This window comes from Marinobacter sp. SS8-8, from assembly GCF_030540945.1.
GTDB lineage: Bacteria > Pseudomonadota > Gammaproteobacteria > Pseudomonadales > Oleiphilaceae > Marinobacter.
Window position 1 is genome coordinate 12,378 of sequence record NZ_JASSVN010000011.1, and the last position, 16,740, is coordinate 29,117.

At 58.3% G+C, this 16,740-nt stretch carries 14 protein-coding genes; 8 read left to right on the forward strand and 6 right to left on the reverse strand.

All coding sequences use genetic code 11. The annotated features are described in order from the left end of the window. Positions 1-307: 307 nt before the first annotated feature. Positions 308-1,228 carry a triacylglycerol lipase gene (locus QPL96_RS12035; RefSeq protein WP_303287617.1) on the forward strand — a complete coding sequence of 307 codons (921 nt, stop codon included), beginning with the start codon at positions 308-310 and terminating at the stop codon, positions 1,226-1,228. Here QPL96_RS12035 and QPL96_RS12040 read toward each other — a convergent pair. The 5 genes from QPL96_RS12040 to mrcB all read right to left on the reverse strand — a co-directional run bounded on the left by QPL96_RS12040 (position 1,186) and on the right by mrcB (position 6,813). Further along, positions 1,186-1,380 (reverse strand): DUF1156 domain-containing protein, encoded by a 195-nt coding sequence (locus tag QPL96_RS12040; RefSeq protein WP_303287734.1) that lies wholly within the window; start codon positions 1,378-1,380, stop codon positions 1,186-1,188. The genes QPL96_RS12035 and QPL96_RS12040 overlap by 43 nt on opposite strands. Positions 1,381-1,465: 85 nt before the next feature. Next, the gene (locus tag QPL96_RS12045; protein ID WP_303287618.1) at positions 1,466-2,455 is read right to left on the reverse strand and encodes a ParA family protein; all 990 of its coding nucleotides are present in this window, start codon (positions 2,453-2,455) and stop codon (positions 1,466-1,468) included. Further along, positions 2,452-3,636 (reverse strand): ATP-binding protein, encoded by a 1,185-nt coding sequence (locus QPL96_RS12050; protein ID WP_303287619.1) that lies wholly within the window; start codon positions 3,634-3,636, stop codon positions 2,452-2,454. Before QPL96_RS12050 ends, QPL96_RS12045 begins: the two co-directional genes overlap by 4 nt. Positions 3,637-4,000: 364 nt before the next feature. Next, positions 4,001-4,576 carry a tetratricopeptide repeat protein gene (locus QPL96_RS12055; protein WP_303287620.1) on the reverse strand — a complete coding sequence of 192 codons (576 nt, stop codon included), beginning with the start codon at positions 4,574-4,576 and terminating at the stop codon, positions 4,001-4,003. After that, positions 4,573-6,813: a penicillin-binding protein 1B gene (mrcB, locus tag QPL96_RS12060; protein ID WP_303287621.1), complete on the reverse strand. Its 2,241-nt coding sequence runs from the start codon at positions 6,811-6,813 to the stop codon at positions 4,573-4,575. The genes QPL96_RS12055 and mrcB overlap by 4 nt, the downstream gene beginning before the upstream one ends. A 211-nt stretch (positions 6,814-7,024) precedes the next feature. On the opposite strand from mrcB, the gene QPL96_RS12065 reads away from it, so the two are divergent. Next, on the forward strand, positions 7,025-8,614 hold the full coding sequence (locus QPL96_RS12065) for a bifunctional aminoglycoside phosphotransferase/ATP-binding protein (RefSeq protein WP_303287622.1): 1,590 nt from the start codon (positions 7,025-7,027) through the stop codon (positions 8,612-8,614). A 36-nt stretch (positions 8,615-8,650) separates the two neighbouring features. After that, a complete protein-coding gene (locus QPL96_RS12070) occupies positions 8,651-9,067 on the forward strand; it encodes a pentapeptide repeat-containing protein (RefSeq protein WP_303287623.1) in 417 nt (138 codons plus the stop codon). Between the two features lie 66 nt (positions 9,068-9,133). On the opposite strand, the gene sfsA is transcribed toward QPL96_RS12070, so the two are convergent. Beyond that, positions 9,134-9,865, reverse strand: coding sequence for a DNA/RNA nuclease SfsA (gene sfsA / locus QPL96_RS12075; RefSeq protein ID WP_303287624.1), 732 nt, complete (start codon positions 9,863-9,865; stop codon positions 9,134-9,136). Positions 9,866-10,044: 179 nt separating this feature from the next. Between sfsA and dksA the strand changes: the two genes are divergently transcribed. From dksA to QPL96_RS12100, 5 genes are all read left to right on the forward strand, one after another. Continuing rightward, positions 10,045-10,485, forward strand: a complete 441-nt coding sequence (gene dksA / locus QPL96_RS12080; RefSeq protein ID WP_303287625.1) for an RNA polymerase-binding protein DksA — start codon at positions 10,045-10,047, stop codon at positions 10,483-10,485. Positions 10,486-10,551: 66 nt separating this feature from the next. Beyond that, positions 10,552-11,424 carry a tRNA glutamyl-Q(34) synthetase GluQRS gene (gene gluQRS, locus QPL96_RS12085; protein WP_303287626.1) on the forward strand — a complete coding sequence of 291 codons (873 nt, stop codon included), beginning with the start codon at positions 10,552-10,554 and terminating at the stop codon, positions 11,422-11,424. Positions 11,425-11,474: 50 nt separating this feature from the next. Next, entirely contained in the window at positions 11,475-11,651 is a 177-nt protein-coding gene (locus tag QPL96_RS12090) for a hypothetical protein (protein ID WP_007153470.1), read from the forward strand. Then, positions 11,641-14,607, forward strand: a complete 2,967-nt coding sequence (locus tag QPL96_RS12095) for an ATP-binding protein (RefSeq protein WP_303287627.1) — start codon at positions 11,641-11,643, stop codon at positions 14,605-14,607. Before QPL96_RS12090 ends, QPL96_RS12095 begins: the two co-directional genes overlap by 11 nt. 7 nt (positions 14,608-14,614) lie before the next feature. After that, on the forward strand, positions 14,615-16,018 hold the full coding sequence (locus QPL96_RS12100) for a sigma-54 dependent transcriptional regulator (RefSeq protein ID WP_303287628.1): 1,404 nt from the start codon (positions 14,615-14,617) through the stop codon (positions 16,016-16,018). Positions 16,019-16,740: the final 722 nt, after the last annotated feature.

The window sequence follows — 16,740 nt, forward strand, 5'->3', positions numbered from 1 at the left end:
CCCGCAGGGCAGCCCGAGGCTTATCCTGCGGGGCCATCCACGTGATGTGTCTCACACTTCCAGAGTGAACGCACCCGGGTTGCCTCTTCTGCCGTTGACTTATCCATGTTGCTGATCAAATTATGGACACATCTCTGCCGAGATGCTCTGACGGCATCAACCTAACCAACCCAGGAACCAAGTCAGCGCACGGAAGCACTCGATCTGCCTTGAGGCGGATGCAGTATGAGAAAGAAGTCCCTGGGAAAACCGTTAGGTTGAGCCGCAGTTTGAATAACAAACACAACATCAAACTGTAGGAACGACAATGAAAGCCTGGATTAAAGCAATGGCCCTGGCCCTGACCGTGGTCTGGTCTGCGCCCTCCGCCGCCTGGTGGTGGGACTCTACCCCTTCAAATTACACCGATACCCGTTACCCAGTTGTGCTGGTGCACGGCATGTTCGGTTTTGATTCCATTGCCGGCGTGGATTACTGGTACGGCGTGGCGGAAGATCTCCGTAAATACGGTGCCGATGTTTACACCACTCAGGTTCCCGCTCTTGATAGCACTATTGCACGCGGTGAAGCGCTGCTGCCTCAGGTTCAGGCGATTGCCGCTGTGCATGGCAAGGTGAACCTGATTGGCCACAGCCATGGCGGGCCAACTGCCCGCTACATCGCCCGGGTCCGGCCTGATCTGGTGGCTTCGGTAACCTCGGTGGGCTCCCCTCACACGGGCTCTCCGGTCGCTGACCTGATCTACGGATCGCCCGCTGAAAGTCTGGCAGCGAGCCTGGGCAATGCCCTTGGCGGCCTTATCGACCTGCTTTCAGGCGGCGGCTACAACCAGGACATGCGTTCCAGCCTTTACTCCCTGACGACTCAGGGAAGCGCCGAGTTCAACAGCTTCGCCCCTGCCGGTGTTCCGGCGACGGCGTGCGGAGAGGGGGCTTACTCGGAAAATGGCGTTCGCTTCTATTCCTGGGGAGGCACCGGCGTTCTCACCAACGTGCTGGACCCGTCCGACGCCCTGCTCGGCACCACCAGCCTGACCTTCGGTTTCAGCCAGAACGATGGTCTGGTCGGGCGCTGCAGCAGCCGCTTTGGCAAGGTTATCCGGGACAATTACTTCATGAACCATCTTGATGAGATTAACCAGGCGCTCGGACTGCACAGCCTGTTCGAAACTGACCCGAAATCCGTTTACAAGCAGCACGCCAACCGGCTGAGGAATGCCGGTCTGTAATCCGCAACCCACCGGCTGGCTTCGCATGAAAGGGGCTGATCGTACTGGTAGCCTGGGACATTCACCAACTGGAAAACAATACCGCCCGCGCCGCCGCCAAGGGGGCGCCGGGCCCACCCGAAGTGCAGAGTGCCGGGGTGACCATGGCGGATGGATTTCTAACACGCAGCGGTGGCGTTGATATCATCCAGCGGCAGGGCGACTTTGTTGAATTTTCTGGAGATTTGATCAATTGCATCAAGATACCGGAATTCCGGCATGACTGGCTACACGCTGAGCCAGGTTAAAGAAATCCTGGTAACAGGATTTGACCGCCTCAACATGCGCGCCGATCGCACCATCTGCCGCTTTGAGGAAGAACATCGGTTTGTTGGCCTCCATAGCCAGCGGCATCAAGCTGCGATAGTGCTTGAGTTGGGCCAGGCTATATGGGTCATTCGCAACCGATGGCACCTCACCGGGCTGTCCATCCAGCACAGCCTCCCGGTAAACAAAGGGGATGCGGTCCATCCATCGCATGTAGGCCTTTACGGGACGACTGTCCCTTATGCCGTGCTGCATCACTACGTAACCCGTCGGCATCATCTTGCCTGAGGGCACAGAAATGCTTGCAGAGCTGGGTAGCTCGCCCAAGCGCTTCTCCCAGCCTTTGCGCCAATCACGCAGCGTGGGACCAAGGTTTTTCAAACCCTGCAGTGAGAACAGGTCTGGGGCCAAGGGCAGCACAACCTGTTCCGAGGCGATCAATGCCGAACGGTTGATGGCACCCAGGTTGGGCCCTACGTCAATCAGCACGAGATCTGCGGAATGCGCACGCGCGGCCTGTTCAATGATTCGGTGAAACGCGGTAATCACCCGGAAGGCGGCTTCCTGACCGTCAAGGCACTTAGGCCAGTTTTCGGATAAGAGGTCCTCAAACCGCGAGAGCGCCAAGTTTCCACACACCAGCCCCAGTCGTTCTGCCACCTGTTCAACGTGGGGTGGCGCAATATCGCCGGTACGATTCATCAAAGGCAACAGACTTTCGTAGACCGTGGCCTGGCCGTTATCCTCCCAGAGCCCTGCCAGACGCTCCTCATCCAGAAACATCGCGCTGAGGTTGGCTTGCGGATCCAAGTCAACGGCTAAGGTACGGAGCCCTCGATCAGCGTACATCCATGCCAAATGGTAAACCAATGAGGTTTTGCCGACTCCGCCCTTGTTGTTGAAAAAGGCTATAGTCTTCATGCCGCTCTCCCCGGCAAAGTTGCCAAAAAGGTTCGGTCATCCGGTTCAAATTTGATGGGCGGATTTCCGCTTTTCTCCATAGCCGCTTTTGCGCGCTGAATGCCATAACCGTATCGGTTGACGTAGCCCAGGGCCTTCATGGCCTCGGCCAGCACGGGGTTACGGTAGCTGCTGCGCTTTTCCAGGGTTTCGGGAGTCACTTCACCATAGAGACCGCCAGGACTGTGAATTTCGATTCGGTCCGAAAACCAGTAAAGCTTGACCGGGGTATTGGACTGATAGTCCCTGTGCATGATGGCATTGAGCAGAATTTCTCGAATGGCCACGTCCGGGTAGTCAGAGACACTGGTTTCTCGCAAAGTAGAGGTTTGCTTGGGACGCTTCTGGTTATTGGCTTTAATCCGCGCCTCCACCTCTCGCAAGACACTTAGCAAGTCACCTGAAATTTCTGCCTCATCGTCAGGCCGATCCGTCAGAGTCGTTCCTGGAAGGCGCAGAAATTGGATATAGGCACCGGGCAAATAGAACCGCGGGTTTTTGCCAAACAACAGCAGGCCCGCGACTGTGGGCATATGGTGCTGGTTGTCGAAGAAGCGCAGAGACGCGAGCTGATCCTCCAGTGATCGATGGTTGGCAGCAATAACTTCCGGATCTACGACTTCCTGTCGGTAGGCCTGAAACTGTGATGTCGATAGGTCACCTATTGCAGCCTCGCCAACGGGGCTGGCATCATAGCTTCGAGCTTTTGATATTCGCTTTTCCGTCAGTATGCGTTCTTCCTGCTCACTTGCCGTTGATTTGCGGGGACCCACTCTGACCCACACCTGGCCTTTGTATCGCAGTGGCGGCAAATCTGACGGCTGAACCTCAACCACAGCTACATCACCACCATTGAGCGACATTTTTGCAACGTGGATAACAGGCAACGGCTGAATATTCCCATCTGAGCGCAATGCACCGAGTTTCTCCAATAACTGCTCGGTGATCTCAATGCCCGTAGGCTTGCCATCCTTATCGACGCCAATGATCAGGTAGCCTGGCTGCTTGTGATTCGGTAAGTCGTTGGCAAACGCGCATACCGCCTGACAGAACTTGTCGGTTTTGTTGGTGGATTCCGTGCGCTCGATACGATCACTTTCAAGATCCGCCATCAGGGCAGTGAGTTCTTCTTGGGTAATCATTGAAGCTTATCTCCTGTGACCGCCTTGGAAAGGAGGTGCTTTAGTTCATAGTTCACGGATGGGGCACCGAAATCAGGTTCAGTCAGGAGGCATTGAGGACAGTCTGCACCAGTTTGATCCTGACTGTTAGTGTGCAACAAGCGGGAGAGTTCTTCCCACTTCCCACTTTCCGTTTGCCGTTTGCCGTTGTGCGGCGCGACGGTCATCAGCAGGTTGACTTCGTCAGACCGGCTGAGACCCTGGATTTTGAGCCCGGGTGCCGACATGTTCATAACCTGTGATCATTAAACGCGCCTTTTCTAATCATAGTTTTCCGCACGGGATTTCTGATCAAGAAAACAATGAGAAATTTGAGGCTTTAGGGCTAGAGGGCCGCTGCCCGCGCCTCCGCCTGATCCGCCCCTGCCACATTACCTCTTGCCCGACGGATATCAGCCAGCAACAGCCAACCGGCTCTCTGCAGCCTGGTGTCGCTTCCAGCCAGAGACAGCCCCTTAAGGGTGAACTGCTCAGCGGAGCCCAAGCGGTTGCTGGCTACGTAGGCTTCCGACAGCTTGAAATACACTTCGGCAGAACGGGGCGCAATTCGCTGGGCCCGTTCGAGCCGGGCGATTGCCCCGGAGGGGTCACCCTGTTTTAGTAATCCATCAGCTTCACGCACCAGGCTGAGCGCAGCCGGCGAGAGCCCATCCCCTGTTTCACGGTAGCTCGGAGAACTGCTGCGAGGCGGCTCCTGCTCTGGCGGCGCCGCCGCAGGCTGCTCGCTTTTTCGCCAGACCGGCGCCTCATCCTCACCGGCACTGGTTCGTGGGGGCTCTGACGCCTTGGCGGGTTCACCACCCACCGGCACATAAATTCCGCCACCCGGGCCGGAGGCGCAGCCCGCCAGGATGAGCAGTGCCATGATGAGCCCTGTTCTGAACGTCGCTTTGATCTTCATTGGAACAACCCTTCAAACCAGCCCCGGATACGCCGTTCGAGGGTTCCGGAACATGAAATTGTCTGTGTCGGCTCGCTGCCCGCTATGAACGGCAGCAAACGGGCATTGTCGCAGTACTCATCTGTCAGCGCCTGATGCTCCGTATTGACCCAGTGGTAGTTGACCCCATCAGGCACCACCGGCGAAAAGCCATGCTGCGGCACCTGCGCCATAAAACGGGACCATACCGGCAGTGCCCCACTGGCACCTGTCAACGCTGTTGCTCCGTTATCATCACGACCGACCCAGGCTACTGCCAGTAAATCCCCGCTGAACCCGGCAAACCAGGAATCCCGGCCATCGTCCGTGGTCCCCGTCTTGCCGGCCAGAGTCAATTGCCGTGGCAGAATGTTGTAGGCGGAACGCCCGGTGCCTTCCTGCATGGTTTCCTGCATCGCGTACTGTACCAGATGCGCGGCCGCGGGATCGGCAACCTGCTCCACCTCAAGACTGTACCGGGAAAGCGCCTCACCGCTGGCATCGGTGACTTCCCGAATCGTTCTTAACGGGGTATTGAAGCCGGAAGTCGCCAGCCCCTGATAGATCTGGGCAACCGTTACCGGGCTCATGGAAACCGAGCCCAGCAACATGGACGGGTACTGCGAGATCGGCGTATCGACACCAAAAGCCGTCAGCGTGTCACTGACCACATCCACGCCGATATCCAGCCCAACCCGCACCGCAGGCAAGTTGTAGGAGCGGGAAAGCGCCTTGTGCAGCGGCACCTCCCCCCGCTCTTCGCCATCGTAATTTTTCGGTTGCCAGCGCCGACCGTCATCAAATTCCAGGGTGAAGGATTTATCGAGCACCGGAGTCATCAAAGTGTACCGCTCCGGCTCCCTCAACGCCGACAAATAAATGAACGGTTTAATCAACGAACCAATCGGGCGATTGGCGTCCAGAGCCCGGTTGAATCCTGCAAACTGCGGGTCCTTGCCACCCACAAGAGCCAGGACTTCGCCGGAATCCTTGGCGGTTACCACCAGGGTCGCCTCCAGCGATTCCGCCAGCCTCGCACCACCGAGTCTTGGCAAGGTATCAGTCACGGCGAATTCTGCGGCGTACTGGATAGCCGGGTCCAGAGTAGTAAAAATCCGCAAACCTTCACTGCGAAGATCTTCCTCCTTGTAGTCACGGGCCAGGTGCCTTCGCACAAGACCAATGTAGGCGGGATAGCGATTCTCCGAATACGAAGGGCGCTCACTCACTCCCAGCGGAAGCCCCCTGGCCCGAGCGGCTCTCTCCGGCTCGATCAGGCCGGCCTGCTCCATTTCGGAAATCACGAGATTACGACGCTCCGTTGCCCGCCCGGGGTGTCGCCGGGGGTTGTAGTAGCTTGGCCCTTTGACCATGCCGACCAGCAGCGCAATCTGATGAACATCCAGATACTTGAGGGATTCCCCGAAATAAAACTGGCTGGCCAGGCCAAAACCATGGATGCTGCGGGTGCCGGCCTGCCCCAGATAGACTTCGTTCAGGTAGGTTTCGAGGATGTCATCCTTTTCGTAATGCAATTCCAGCAAGACTGACATCAGGGCTTCGTTGGCCTTTCTTACCAGTGTCTGTTCCCGGGTCAGGAAAAAGTTCTTAACCAGTTGCTGGGTCAGTGTGCTGCCGCCCTGAACAATCCTCCCGGCCTGTATATTGGCCAGCATGGCCCGGCCAATGGACAACGGCGCAATGCCGAAATGGTTGTAAAAATTGCGATCCTCCACCGCCATCAGGGTGGTGGTTAGCAACGCGGGCACCTCGTCCAGTTGAACCAGTACCCGATCCTCCTTGTGCGCCGGGTAAATACCACCAATCTGGGCCGGTTCCAGACGAACGATTGAGGCACCGTCGCCCCGAATCACCGAAAAATCCTGAACCCGATCACCCGAGATCGTCAAAGACACCCTGCGCCTGGGCTCGTCGCCGTCCGGAAAGGAAAACCCGCGGGTACTGATGACGAACCGGCTGCCATTGCGCTGGTAACTGCCGGGCTTATCGCCTGCGCCCTTGTGAAAACCGGATAGCCGGAGCTCCCGCTCAAGGGCATCGGCGCTGATACTGGCGCCCTCAAAGAGCTCAAGGGGGCGGGCATACACCCGCGACGGCACTTCAAACCGGCGCCCTTCGAAGCGGGACGTTACAACCGCATCGAGATAGACCGTCCAGCCTGCGAGCAACACAAGGCCAATGGCGCAAAACCGGAACATGAAACGCCAGAACCATGGCCGGCGACCATTATTCGAGGACTTTCGGGAGGGCTTTCGTCTGGACCGGGAAGATGAGCTGGATTTTTTCATGGCCGGATTATAACGAAGGGACCGGCCAGGAAGGCAGGCCAACTGTGTGTTATTTCTGTAATCTGCCCGTTATGATAGGGCAATAAAAATCAATGGGTTCAGGGAACGCGAGGAGAGCACCGTGAGTGAGACATCCCCAGGCAATCTGATTCTGGCACTGCAGAATCCAGAGCTGTACGACCACCCGGTCAAAGACTTCCAGGTCATTGAAACCCACATCTCCCAGGTTATCCTGACCGGCGATTATGCCTACAAGATCAAGAAACCGATGGATTTCGGCTTTCTGAACTTCTCCACCCTGGAACGCAGAAAGCATTTCTGCGCGGAAGAGCTCCGGCTCAATCGAAGACTGGCCGAAGCGCTGTACCTTGAGGTCCTTCCGATTTCCGGGACCCCGGATCAGCCCATTCTCGGCGGTGACGGCGAGGCCTTCGAATACGCCATCAAAATGCGCCAGTTCGATCAGGACCAGCTGTTCGACCGCCTTCAGGAAAACGGTGAGCTGGCGCCGGAACTTATGACCAGCCTTGCCCGGCAGGTCGCCGCCTTCCACGAGCGATTGTCACCGGTCCCTGACGAAAAGCCGCTTGGAACCCCCGAAGCGGTCTTTGCGGCGATGCAGGAGAATTTTGACCAGATACGCCCGCTGATAGACGACGCCGACCTGCTCCGGCAACTGGATAACCTCCAGGCCTGGACCGAGTCCACCTTCAAACGCCATCGGGAGCTGATTGCCAGTCGCCGGGCCAACGGCATGGTCCGTGAGTGCCACGGCGACCTGCACCTGGCCAACATCACCCGCTTTGAAGGTGAAGTTACGGTTTTCGATTGCATCGAATTCAGCGAGCCTTTCCGCTGGATTGATGTGATTAACGATCTGGCATTCCTGCTGATGGACCTGGAATCCCGGCGGGAAGGTTCGCTGGCCAATCTGGTGCTCAACACCTACCTGGAATACCGGGGCGACTTCGAAGCCCTGCCCCTGTTGCCGCTCTACAAGGCGTACCGGGCCATGGTCCGGGCCAAGATTGCACTGCTCACCATGGCCAATCCGTCCCTCACCGAGGGCGAAAAAGCCGACCTGATGCAGCGCTATCGTGATTACGCCCAGCTGGCCGAAGATTACAGCACCATCCCGAATCACTATCTGCTGGCAACCACCGGCCTGTCCGCCAGCGGAAAAACCTGCGTCAGCGCCGCCATGGCCGGCGAACTGGGCCTGATCCGCCTGCGCTCAGATGTTGAGCGCAAGCGTCTGCACGGGCTTGCGCCACTGGAAAGCTCGCGCTCCTCCACCGGCGGCAATCTCTACACCGCCGAAGCAACAGCGAAAACCTACCAACGGCTGGCAGAGCTCGCCGGACAGGTTCTGGCAGCCGGCTTGCCGGTTATCGTCGATGCCGCCAGCCTGAGAGAAAACGAACGGTCGCTGCTGGCCTCCGTGGCCGAAGCCCAGGGCGTGCCGTTTGCGCTGATACACTGCGAGGCGCCGGAGACATTGCGCCGGGAATGGATACGCAACCGCAAGGGAGACGCCTCGGAGGCAACCGAGGAACTCCTGGACACCCAGCAAACCTGGTTCGAACCGCTGACGGCCGAAGAAAAGACCCACACCATCCATCTGCACACGGACCAGAAACAGGTGGCAGAGGCGGTGGCTGACCGCATCCGGCAGCATCTGGGCATTTCCTTCGCTAAAACGGGCTATTAAAACAACGGGTTCCCACTGGCCAGCATGAGGCATGAGATGGACGACAACCGCGAACAAGAAGTACATCAGATCAGCCACCCCCTGTATGACCTCCTTCGCAGTGAGGACATGCAGGCCTTCAATGCCGAGAAGGCAAAGACCACAGAGCTGCCCAGTTTCGCCCGCGGCGATTTCCGGGGCCTGGACCTGCGGGGCATGGATGCCAGGGGGCTGGATTTCCGCCACGCATACTTTCGCGGTGCAGACCTGCGGGGCGTGGATTTCTCGAAGTCCAGAATGGAAGGCTCAAGCATTGCCAGCGCCAAGATTTCCGGCTGCTATTTCCCGCACCGACTGGAAGCCGATGAGATTGTCATGTCCCTGAATCACGGAACCCGTATGCGCTACGCCATACTGCCAAAATGGCCAGCGACAGGCGGGGTTGGCAACCCGTCTGCCCCGTGTCCGAGCTGAGGCCGGGCAAATCTATCGGGTTCCGGCTCCGGGGAAAGGCCCGGGAGTGTGACGGTCATTTCGAAATCAGACTTCCAGAATAACCGGTACCGGGTCGGTGAGGGTCAGCATGCCTGTGGGGACTCCTTCGCTTCCACTCAGGCTGGCACGATAGGCGATCACTTCCACGCCCGCATCGCAGGCCTCGCGCAGCAGCTCGCCGTATTTCCGGTCAATGTGGTCCGCCGGACGAACGGTTTCAATACCAGTGTGATTAACCACAAAGAACAGTGCTGCGCGATGCCCCTGCTGAACCTGCGCCATCAGCTCGCGCAGGTGTTTCTGGCCCCGCTCGGTGACCGCATCCGGGAAAAAACCCTGGCCGTTTTTGGCCAGCGTGACATTTTTTACTTCAACCCAGGCATCTGCTGCCGATTCATGACCAGACAGCAGCAGGTCGATCCGGCTTTTTTCCGCTCCGTATTTCACCTCGGCGCGGCAGTCCGGGTAACCGGCCAACTCCACCACCACGCCGTCCTGAATGGCTTCGCGGGCCTGGCTGTTGGGCCTGGCGGTGTTCACGCAGGCCAGTTGCCCGGGCGAGGTTTCCACCAACTCCCAGGTGTATTGGAGTTTGCGCTTGGGGTTGTCGCTGCGACTGAGCCAGACCCGGGCGTTGTCAGGCTGGCAACCCAGCATGGAACCGGTGTTCGGGCAGTGGGCGATGACCTCGGTGCCGTCCGGGAGCCGCACATCCGCCAGGAAGCGTTTGTAACGACGGATTAGGCGGCCTTCAACCAACGGTTCCGGAAACTTCATGTGATCTCCGTACAAAAGTCAATGTCACAAGGCTGGCACCCCCGTGACTAATCTGCTATTTTCCGCAAATTCCCGTTTCAGGACGAGTGCTTCACCCAGGGTATAACCGCGCAGCCACGGGGGCTCACGCGGAGTGGAGCAAAGCGTTCTTGTGAAGTACAAACAAGAGGCCGGGTTCAATGGCAAATACTGCACAACAACCACGCGAACGTTTTACCAACTTCACCCCCTACGAAATGGCGAAGGGTGAAGAATACATGAGTGCCGAGATGCTTCAGCACTTCAAGGACCTGCTGCTGCAGTGGAAGCAGGAACTGATGGAAGAAGTTGACCGCACCATGCACCACATGCAGGAAGACGCGGCAAATTACGCGGATCCCAGTGATCGCGCAACCCAGGAAGAGGAATTCAGCCTGGAACTGCGTACCCGTGACCGTGAACGGAAACTGATCAAGAAAATTGACCAGACCATCGACCGTATCGACAAGGACGACTACGGCTTCTGCGACCAGTGTGGTGTGGAAATTGGCATCCGCCGCCTGGAGGCTCGTCCGACGGCCACCTTGTGCATCGACTGCAAAACCCTGGCCGAGATTCGCGAGCGCCAGACCGGCATCTGAACCGGCCATTCGACAGCCGCCGGCTTTGCGCCCCTCACTGCAAGGCCGGCCGGCTGACTGACTGTCATGACCAATCCCCGGTACCGCGGCCGGTTCGCACCTTCTCCGACCGGCCCACTGCATTTCGGCTCGCTGGTAGCCGCCCTCGCCAGCTTCCTGGAAGCCCGCAACCAGGGTGGCCAATGGCTTATCCGCTTGGAAGACCTCGACCCCCTGCGGGAACCTCCGGAAGCTACCGGGCAGATCCTCTCCAGTCTCGAAGCCCACGGCCTGCTCCCCGATGAACCAGTCCGGTTTCAGTCCCGGCGGCACAGCACCTACCAGGCCACCATTGCCCGGCTGATGGAACAGGGCAGCGCCTACCGCTGCCCCTGCTCGCGAAAGGAACTCCAGGCCAATGAGGGGCGCCACCCCAATCAATGCCGCAGCGGCAAGGCCGTAACCGGCGACCGCCCTTTTGCCATTCGCTTTGCCCTGACAGACGAGGACTGCCACTGGCAGGATCTGCTGCTGGGCCCACAGCAGCAGATTGTAAGAGCAGAGCTGGATGACCCGGTCATACTCCGCAAGGAAGGATTCTACGCCTACCAGCTTGCGGTGGTGGTTGATGACATTGACCAGGGCATTTCAGATGTGGTCCGCGGCTCGGACCTGCTGGAAATGACCGCCCAGCAACAACAGATTTACCGGGCACTTGGTGCCAGGCCACCGCACTGGCTGCACATCCCGGTCGTTCTCAACGAAGCGGGCCAGAAACTCAGCAAGCAGACCCATGCGCCGGCCCTGGACGACAACATCCCCGGACAGAACCTGTTCAGGGCACTGGTCGCCCTCGGACAGAACCCACCGCAAGCACTGGCAAAAGGACCACCGGAAACCCTGCTGGACTGGGGCCAGGCGAACTGGCAACGGGGCGCCATCCACCTGACATCCCGGTGAGGGACATGGTATAAAGCCCTTCTAACACCTCAGCGCGGATAGCATGCCTGATGTATATCTACCGTCTGGTTTTCCTCTTGGTACTGGCCATCTATATTTTTTCGCCCAACATCCTCGACTGGTGGACTTCGCCGGGAAACGCCTGGTACAGCCCGTATGTTATCTGGGCGGGGCTGATTGCCATCGGTTTCTGGCTGGAGTGGCGGCGGGATCCCAATGAGTTTTAGCGCCTCCGGCCTGCTGCTCGCCAGCCTGCTCTACCTGGTCCTGCTATTTGGTATTGCCTGGGTGACCGAGCGTGGCATGCTGCCGCGCCAATGGGTCCGCCATCCCCTGGTCTACATTCTCAGCCTGGGCGTTTACGCGGGCATCTGGGCGGTTTATGGGGCCGTTGGCATGGCGGCGGAATCCGGCTACGGCTTCCTGGCCTATTATCTGGGTATCAGTGGCGCCTTCCTGCTGGCGCCCGTACTCCTGAACCCTGTCATGCGGATCGGTCGCGCCTACCAGCTTACTTCCCTCGCAGACCTGTTTGCCTACCGGTACCGCAGCCAGTGGGCGGGCACCCTGGTAACCCTGTGCTCCGGCGGTGCCATTCTGGCCCTGCTGAGCATGCAGATTCAGGCCGTGGCCACATCGGCCAGCATCCTGGCACCGGATACCTCACCCAAGCTGATCAGTGTAATGTTCAGCCTTATCGTGGTGTTGTTCGCCATGCTGTTCGGGGCTCGCCGGGACCAGAACTCCGAGAATCATCAAGGCCTGGTTCTTGCCATCGCTTTCGATTCGCTGGTCAAACTGGTGGCGTTACTGGTGCTCGGCGGCGTCATTCTGTTCGGGGTCTTCGGTGGTATGGGCGGCCTGGAACACTGGCTCGGCAACAGATCCTCCGCCGCCACCATGACGCTCAACATTAATGACGGTAGCTGGCGGGCACTGATGCTCATGTCGTTTGCCGGAGCGTTGGTACTTCCGCACATGTACCACATGACCTTCAGTGAAAATCCCTCTCCCAAGGCCCTGGCAAAGGCCAGTTGGGGCCTGCCACTTTACCTGTTGCTGCTTGGCCTGCCAGTCCCCCTTATTCTGTGGGGTGGTCAGGAACTGGCGGTGACAACAGACCCAGGCTTCTTCGCCATTGGCACCGCTCAGACCCTGGACAGCCCCGCACTCACACTGCTGATGTACATTGCCGGCCTGTCAGCGGCCAGCGGCCTGATGATTGTCAGCACACTGGCACTGGCGGGCATGGCCCTGAACCACGTGGTGCTGCCACTGAAAACCCCGAAAGACCAGGGCGACATCTATCGCTGGCTCCAGTGGATCAAACGGCTGCTCATCGCCGTGATTATTTTCCTGGCATTGCTGTTTCACGAGGCCATCGGCAAGAATCTTGACCTCTCCATTCTCGGCGCTATTTCACTGTCCGGCACCCTCCAATTGCTGCCCGGCGCCCTTGGCGTGATCTACTGGCCCGAGGGCAACCGACGCGGCGTCATCGCCGGCCTGCTTGTCGGGCTGGTCATCTGGGTCGTCACCCTGGTCCTACCCTTCTCTCATACTGCCAATTTGCTGGCCTGGCTCGACGCCCCGCTGATTCCGGATTACAGCAACTGGCACATCTTCACCTTCGTGAGTCTGACGGCCAATATCACCGTCTTTGCCCTCATCTCGGTACTCAGCACCAGCACCAGCGAGGAAGCCAGTGCAGCCCAGGCATGCTCGTTGGGCGCCCTCTCCCGCCCCCAACGACGGGAACTGCTGGCCACCTCTTCCAGTGATTTTGTCCGCCAGCTGGCCGCCCCCCTGGGCGATGGCGTTGCCCGGCGGGAAGTGGAGCGGGCACTCGGTCAACTGAAACTGCCCAATGTGGAGTACCGGCCCTACCAGCTCAGGCGGCTACGGGACCAGGTGGAAATCAATCTTTCTGGCCTGCTCGGACCTTCCGTTGCCCGCGATATGGTCAAACGCCACCTCGGCTTCAAGCCCATGGCCCAGGGCGGCACCGCCCAGGACATCCGGTATGTCGAACGTGCCCTGGGCGATTATCAGAACCGTCTGACAGGACTGGCAGGAGAGCTCGACAACCTGCGCCGGCATTACCGGCAAACCTTGCAGAACCTGCCCATTCCCGCCTGCTCGGTAGGCGAAGACGACGAGATCCTGATGTGGAACCGCACCATGGAGGAGCTCACCGGCATCACGGCCGACGAGGTGGTCGGTGCCCGGCTGATGGCACTGCCCGAACATTGGCGCCTGTTGCTGGAGGGTTTCAACCGGGGTGAAGATCTGCACCGCTACAAACACCGGCTGGATCTCCGTGGCAGGCCACACTGGCTGAACCTGCACAAGGCTGCCCTGAGTGGGCCGGATCACACCGAAGGTGGCAGTATCATCCTGGTGGAAGACCAGACTGAGACCCGCCTGCTTGAGGACGAACTCATGCACAGTGAGCGGCTGGCCTCGGTGGGCAGGCTCGCAGCAGGCGTTGCCCATGAGATCGGAAATCCGGTTACTGGTATTTCCTCGCTGGCCCAGAACCTGAAGCTGGAAACGGACAACCCGGATATTCTGGACACGGCTGAACAGATCCAGCAACAGACCCGGCGCATTTCTGCCATCCTGCAATCGCTGATGAACTTCGCCCGGACCGGCAATCATGCCCAGGCGAACCAGTACGAGCCTGTGACAATACACCGGTGTGTCGAGGAATCGATCAATCTGCTGTCACTCAGCGACAAGGGGCTGGGCATTCATTACATCAATGACTGCCCACCGTCACTACAGATCCTTGGGGATGAACAACGCCTGGTTCAGGTGTTCGTCAACCTGTTGGCCAACGCCCGGGATGCATCCCCTGAAGGTGGCACCGTCCTGATCAGTGGAAAGGGCGACGGCTACTCCGCTATTATCGAGGTCGCCGATGAGGGCCCGGGCATCCCCGAAGACCAGCTTGATCATATCTTTGAGCCGTTTTACACCACCAAGGCACCCAATAAAGGGACCGGCCTTGGCTTGTCGCTGGTGTACAGCATTATTGAAGAGCACTACGGCAACATTCAGGTTGAAAGCCCCGCTAATGCAGGAACAGGCAGGGGTACCTGCGTACGGCTGAGATTGCCAGCCTATGAATCCGAAACCGAAACCGGCAACACTACCATCAGCCAGAACCAAGGGTCTTGAGACTGTTATGCCTCGAATTCTGATCGTGGAAGACGAAGACATTATTCGCTCAGCGGTACGCAAGCTGCTGCAGCACGCCGGCTATGAAGTCGCCGATGCCTCATCCGTCGAGGAAGCCGAACAGAACCACGAACCGGACCAGTTTGACCTGATCATCTCCGATCTTCGCCTGCCCGGTGCTGCCGGCACCGAGCTGATCAACCGGGCGCCGAACACCCCGGTGCTGATCATGACCAGCTACGCCAGCCTGCGCTCGGCCGTGGATTCCATGAAGATGGGTGCCGTTGAATACATCGCCAAACCGTTCGACCACGATGAAATGCTGGCTGCCGTAGAGAATATCCTGGCTCGAAAACCGTCTGGCCAGAACACCGGCGGTGAACCCGCCGCCACCGCTGAAATACCCGAAAGCAGCGATCCCGCCAACATCATGTTCGGCGATTGCGAACCCATGCAGCGCGTGTTTATCCTGATTCGAAAGGTTGCGCCCACGGAAACCACCGTGCTGATCCAGGGGGAGTCCGGTACCGGGAAGGAGCTGGCCGCCCGCGCCCTTCACCTGATGAGCCCGCGCGCGACCAAGCCGTTAATTTCGGTGAATTGTGCAGCGATCCCCGAAAGCCTGATTGAATCGGAACTGTTCGGCCATGAGAAGGGTGCCTTTACCGGCGCGGTCTCAGCGAGGACGGGCCTGATCGAAGCCGCCGATGGCGGCAGCCTGTTCCTGGATGAAATCGGTGAATTGCCCGCAGAGGCCCAGGCCCGCCTGCTGCGGGTTCTGCAGGAGAGCGAAATCCGCAAGGTTGGCTCCACTCAGAGCCGCAAGGTGAACGTGCGGATGATTGCGGCTACCCACCGAAACCTCAAAGCCATGACACGCACGGGCGAGTTCCGGGAAGACCTTTACTACCGGCTGAATGTCATGCAGATCCGGATCCCGCCGTTACGGGAGCGTCACAGCGACATTCTCGGCCTGGCCCGCCGTTTCCTGAAGCGCCAGGGTGAGAAGATGGGTAAACCCAACCTCAATCTCAGCCCGGAAGCCATGCGGGCCCTCGAACGCCACCGCTGGCCCGGTAACGTGCGGGAGCTGGAAAACGCCATTGAGCGGGCCACCATCCTCAGTGATGGCGATGTTATTAGCCCGGCGCTACTGGACCTCGACAGTGAAGGCGGCGACGAGTACATCCCGGAAACGCTGGTAGCAGGCAACCATGAGCAGACCCGGACCCGGGAAGCAGATTCAGCCAACGACCTTTCCCTGGAAGACTACTTCCAGCACTTCGTTCTCGAGAATCAGGACCGCATGAGCGAAACCGAGCTGGCCCAGAAACTGGGTATCAGCCGGAAGTCCCTGTGGGAACGTCGCCAGCGCCTCGGGATCCCGCGAAAAAAACCCTCAGGAAACTGAAGCCGGAATCCGGAATAGTGTGAACGGGAACTCAGTTGTTACCTTTTGTTCCTCTCGGTAACACTTCCTCCTGAAGTAACGTAATCTCAGTAACACTTAGGTCGGATACGGGGTAACACTTATGGCCTACAAAATCGTAAGGTATTGTTAATCAATAAAATTAAAAAACTGGCACACGGACTGCAGACAATTAAGCGCACAACAACAAAAACAAGAGTGACAAAGCAGCGCCACAACAAAAACAAAAAGCTGCGGGAAAACGTTCGGCAACAAAAACAAAAACAGAACGTGAGCGAACTGAGTGTTTTGGGTACTTTGCTTTTTAGTGGTCCCACGGCACGTGCGAGTTGTAGGTGCAGAGAAGAATCACCTTACAGGTAACGCTGCAGCTACTCCAAACCCGCCCGGTGTCTCTGGCTGCTCTATGTATTCAAAGCTTTCCGTTTGCACTGTTGATATGCCCCAGATTTGGGGATAGACAGTGGGGTACAAAAACGAAGAAAAATCCCGGCAAAAACAAAAATAATGCAGATCGTCAACGCTTTGAGGGCGGATTCGTGTAAACGGATCCGCCTTTTGATTTTCTGGGCACCGGAACTGTAATCCACGGCAGACGTGTGCAAATCCTGCTCAAACCGTTAAACTCTCGGTTTTTGCTCATCGCGGCCACGGATTTCAATGCCTAAATCAATTTTCACACTCGTCGAGCAATCGGTCGGTAA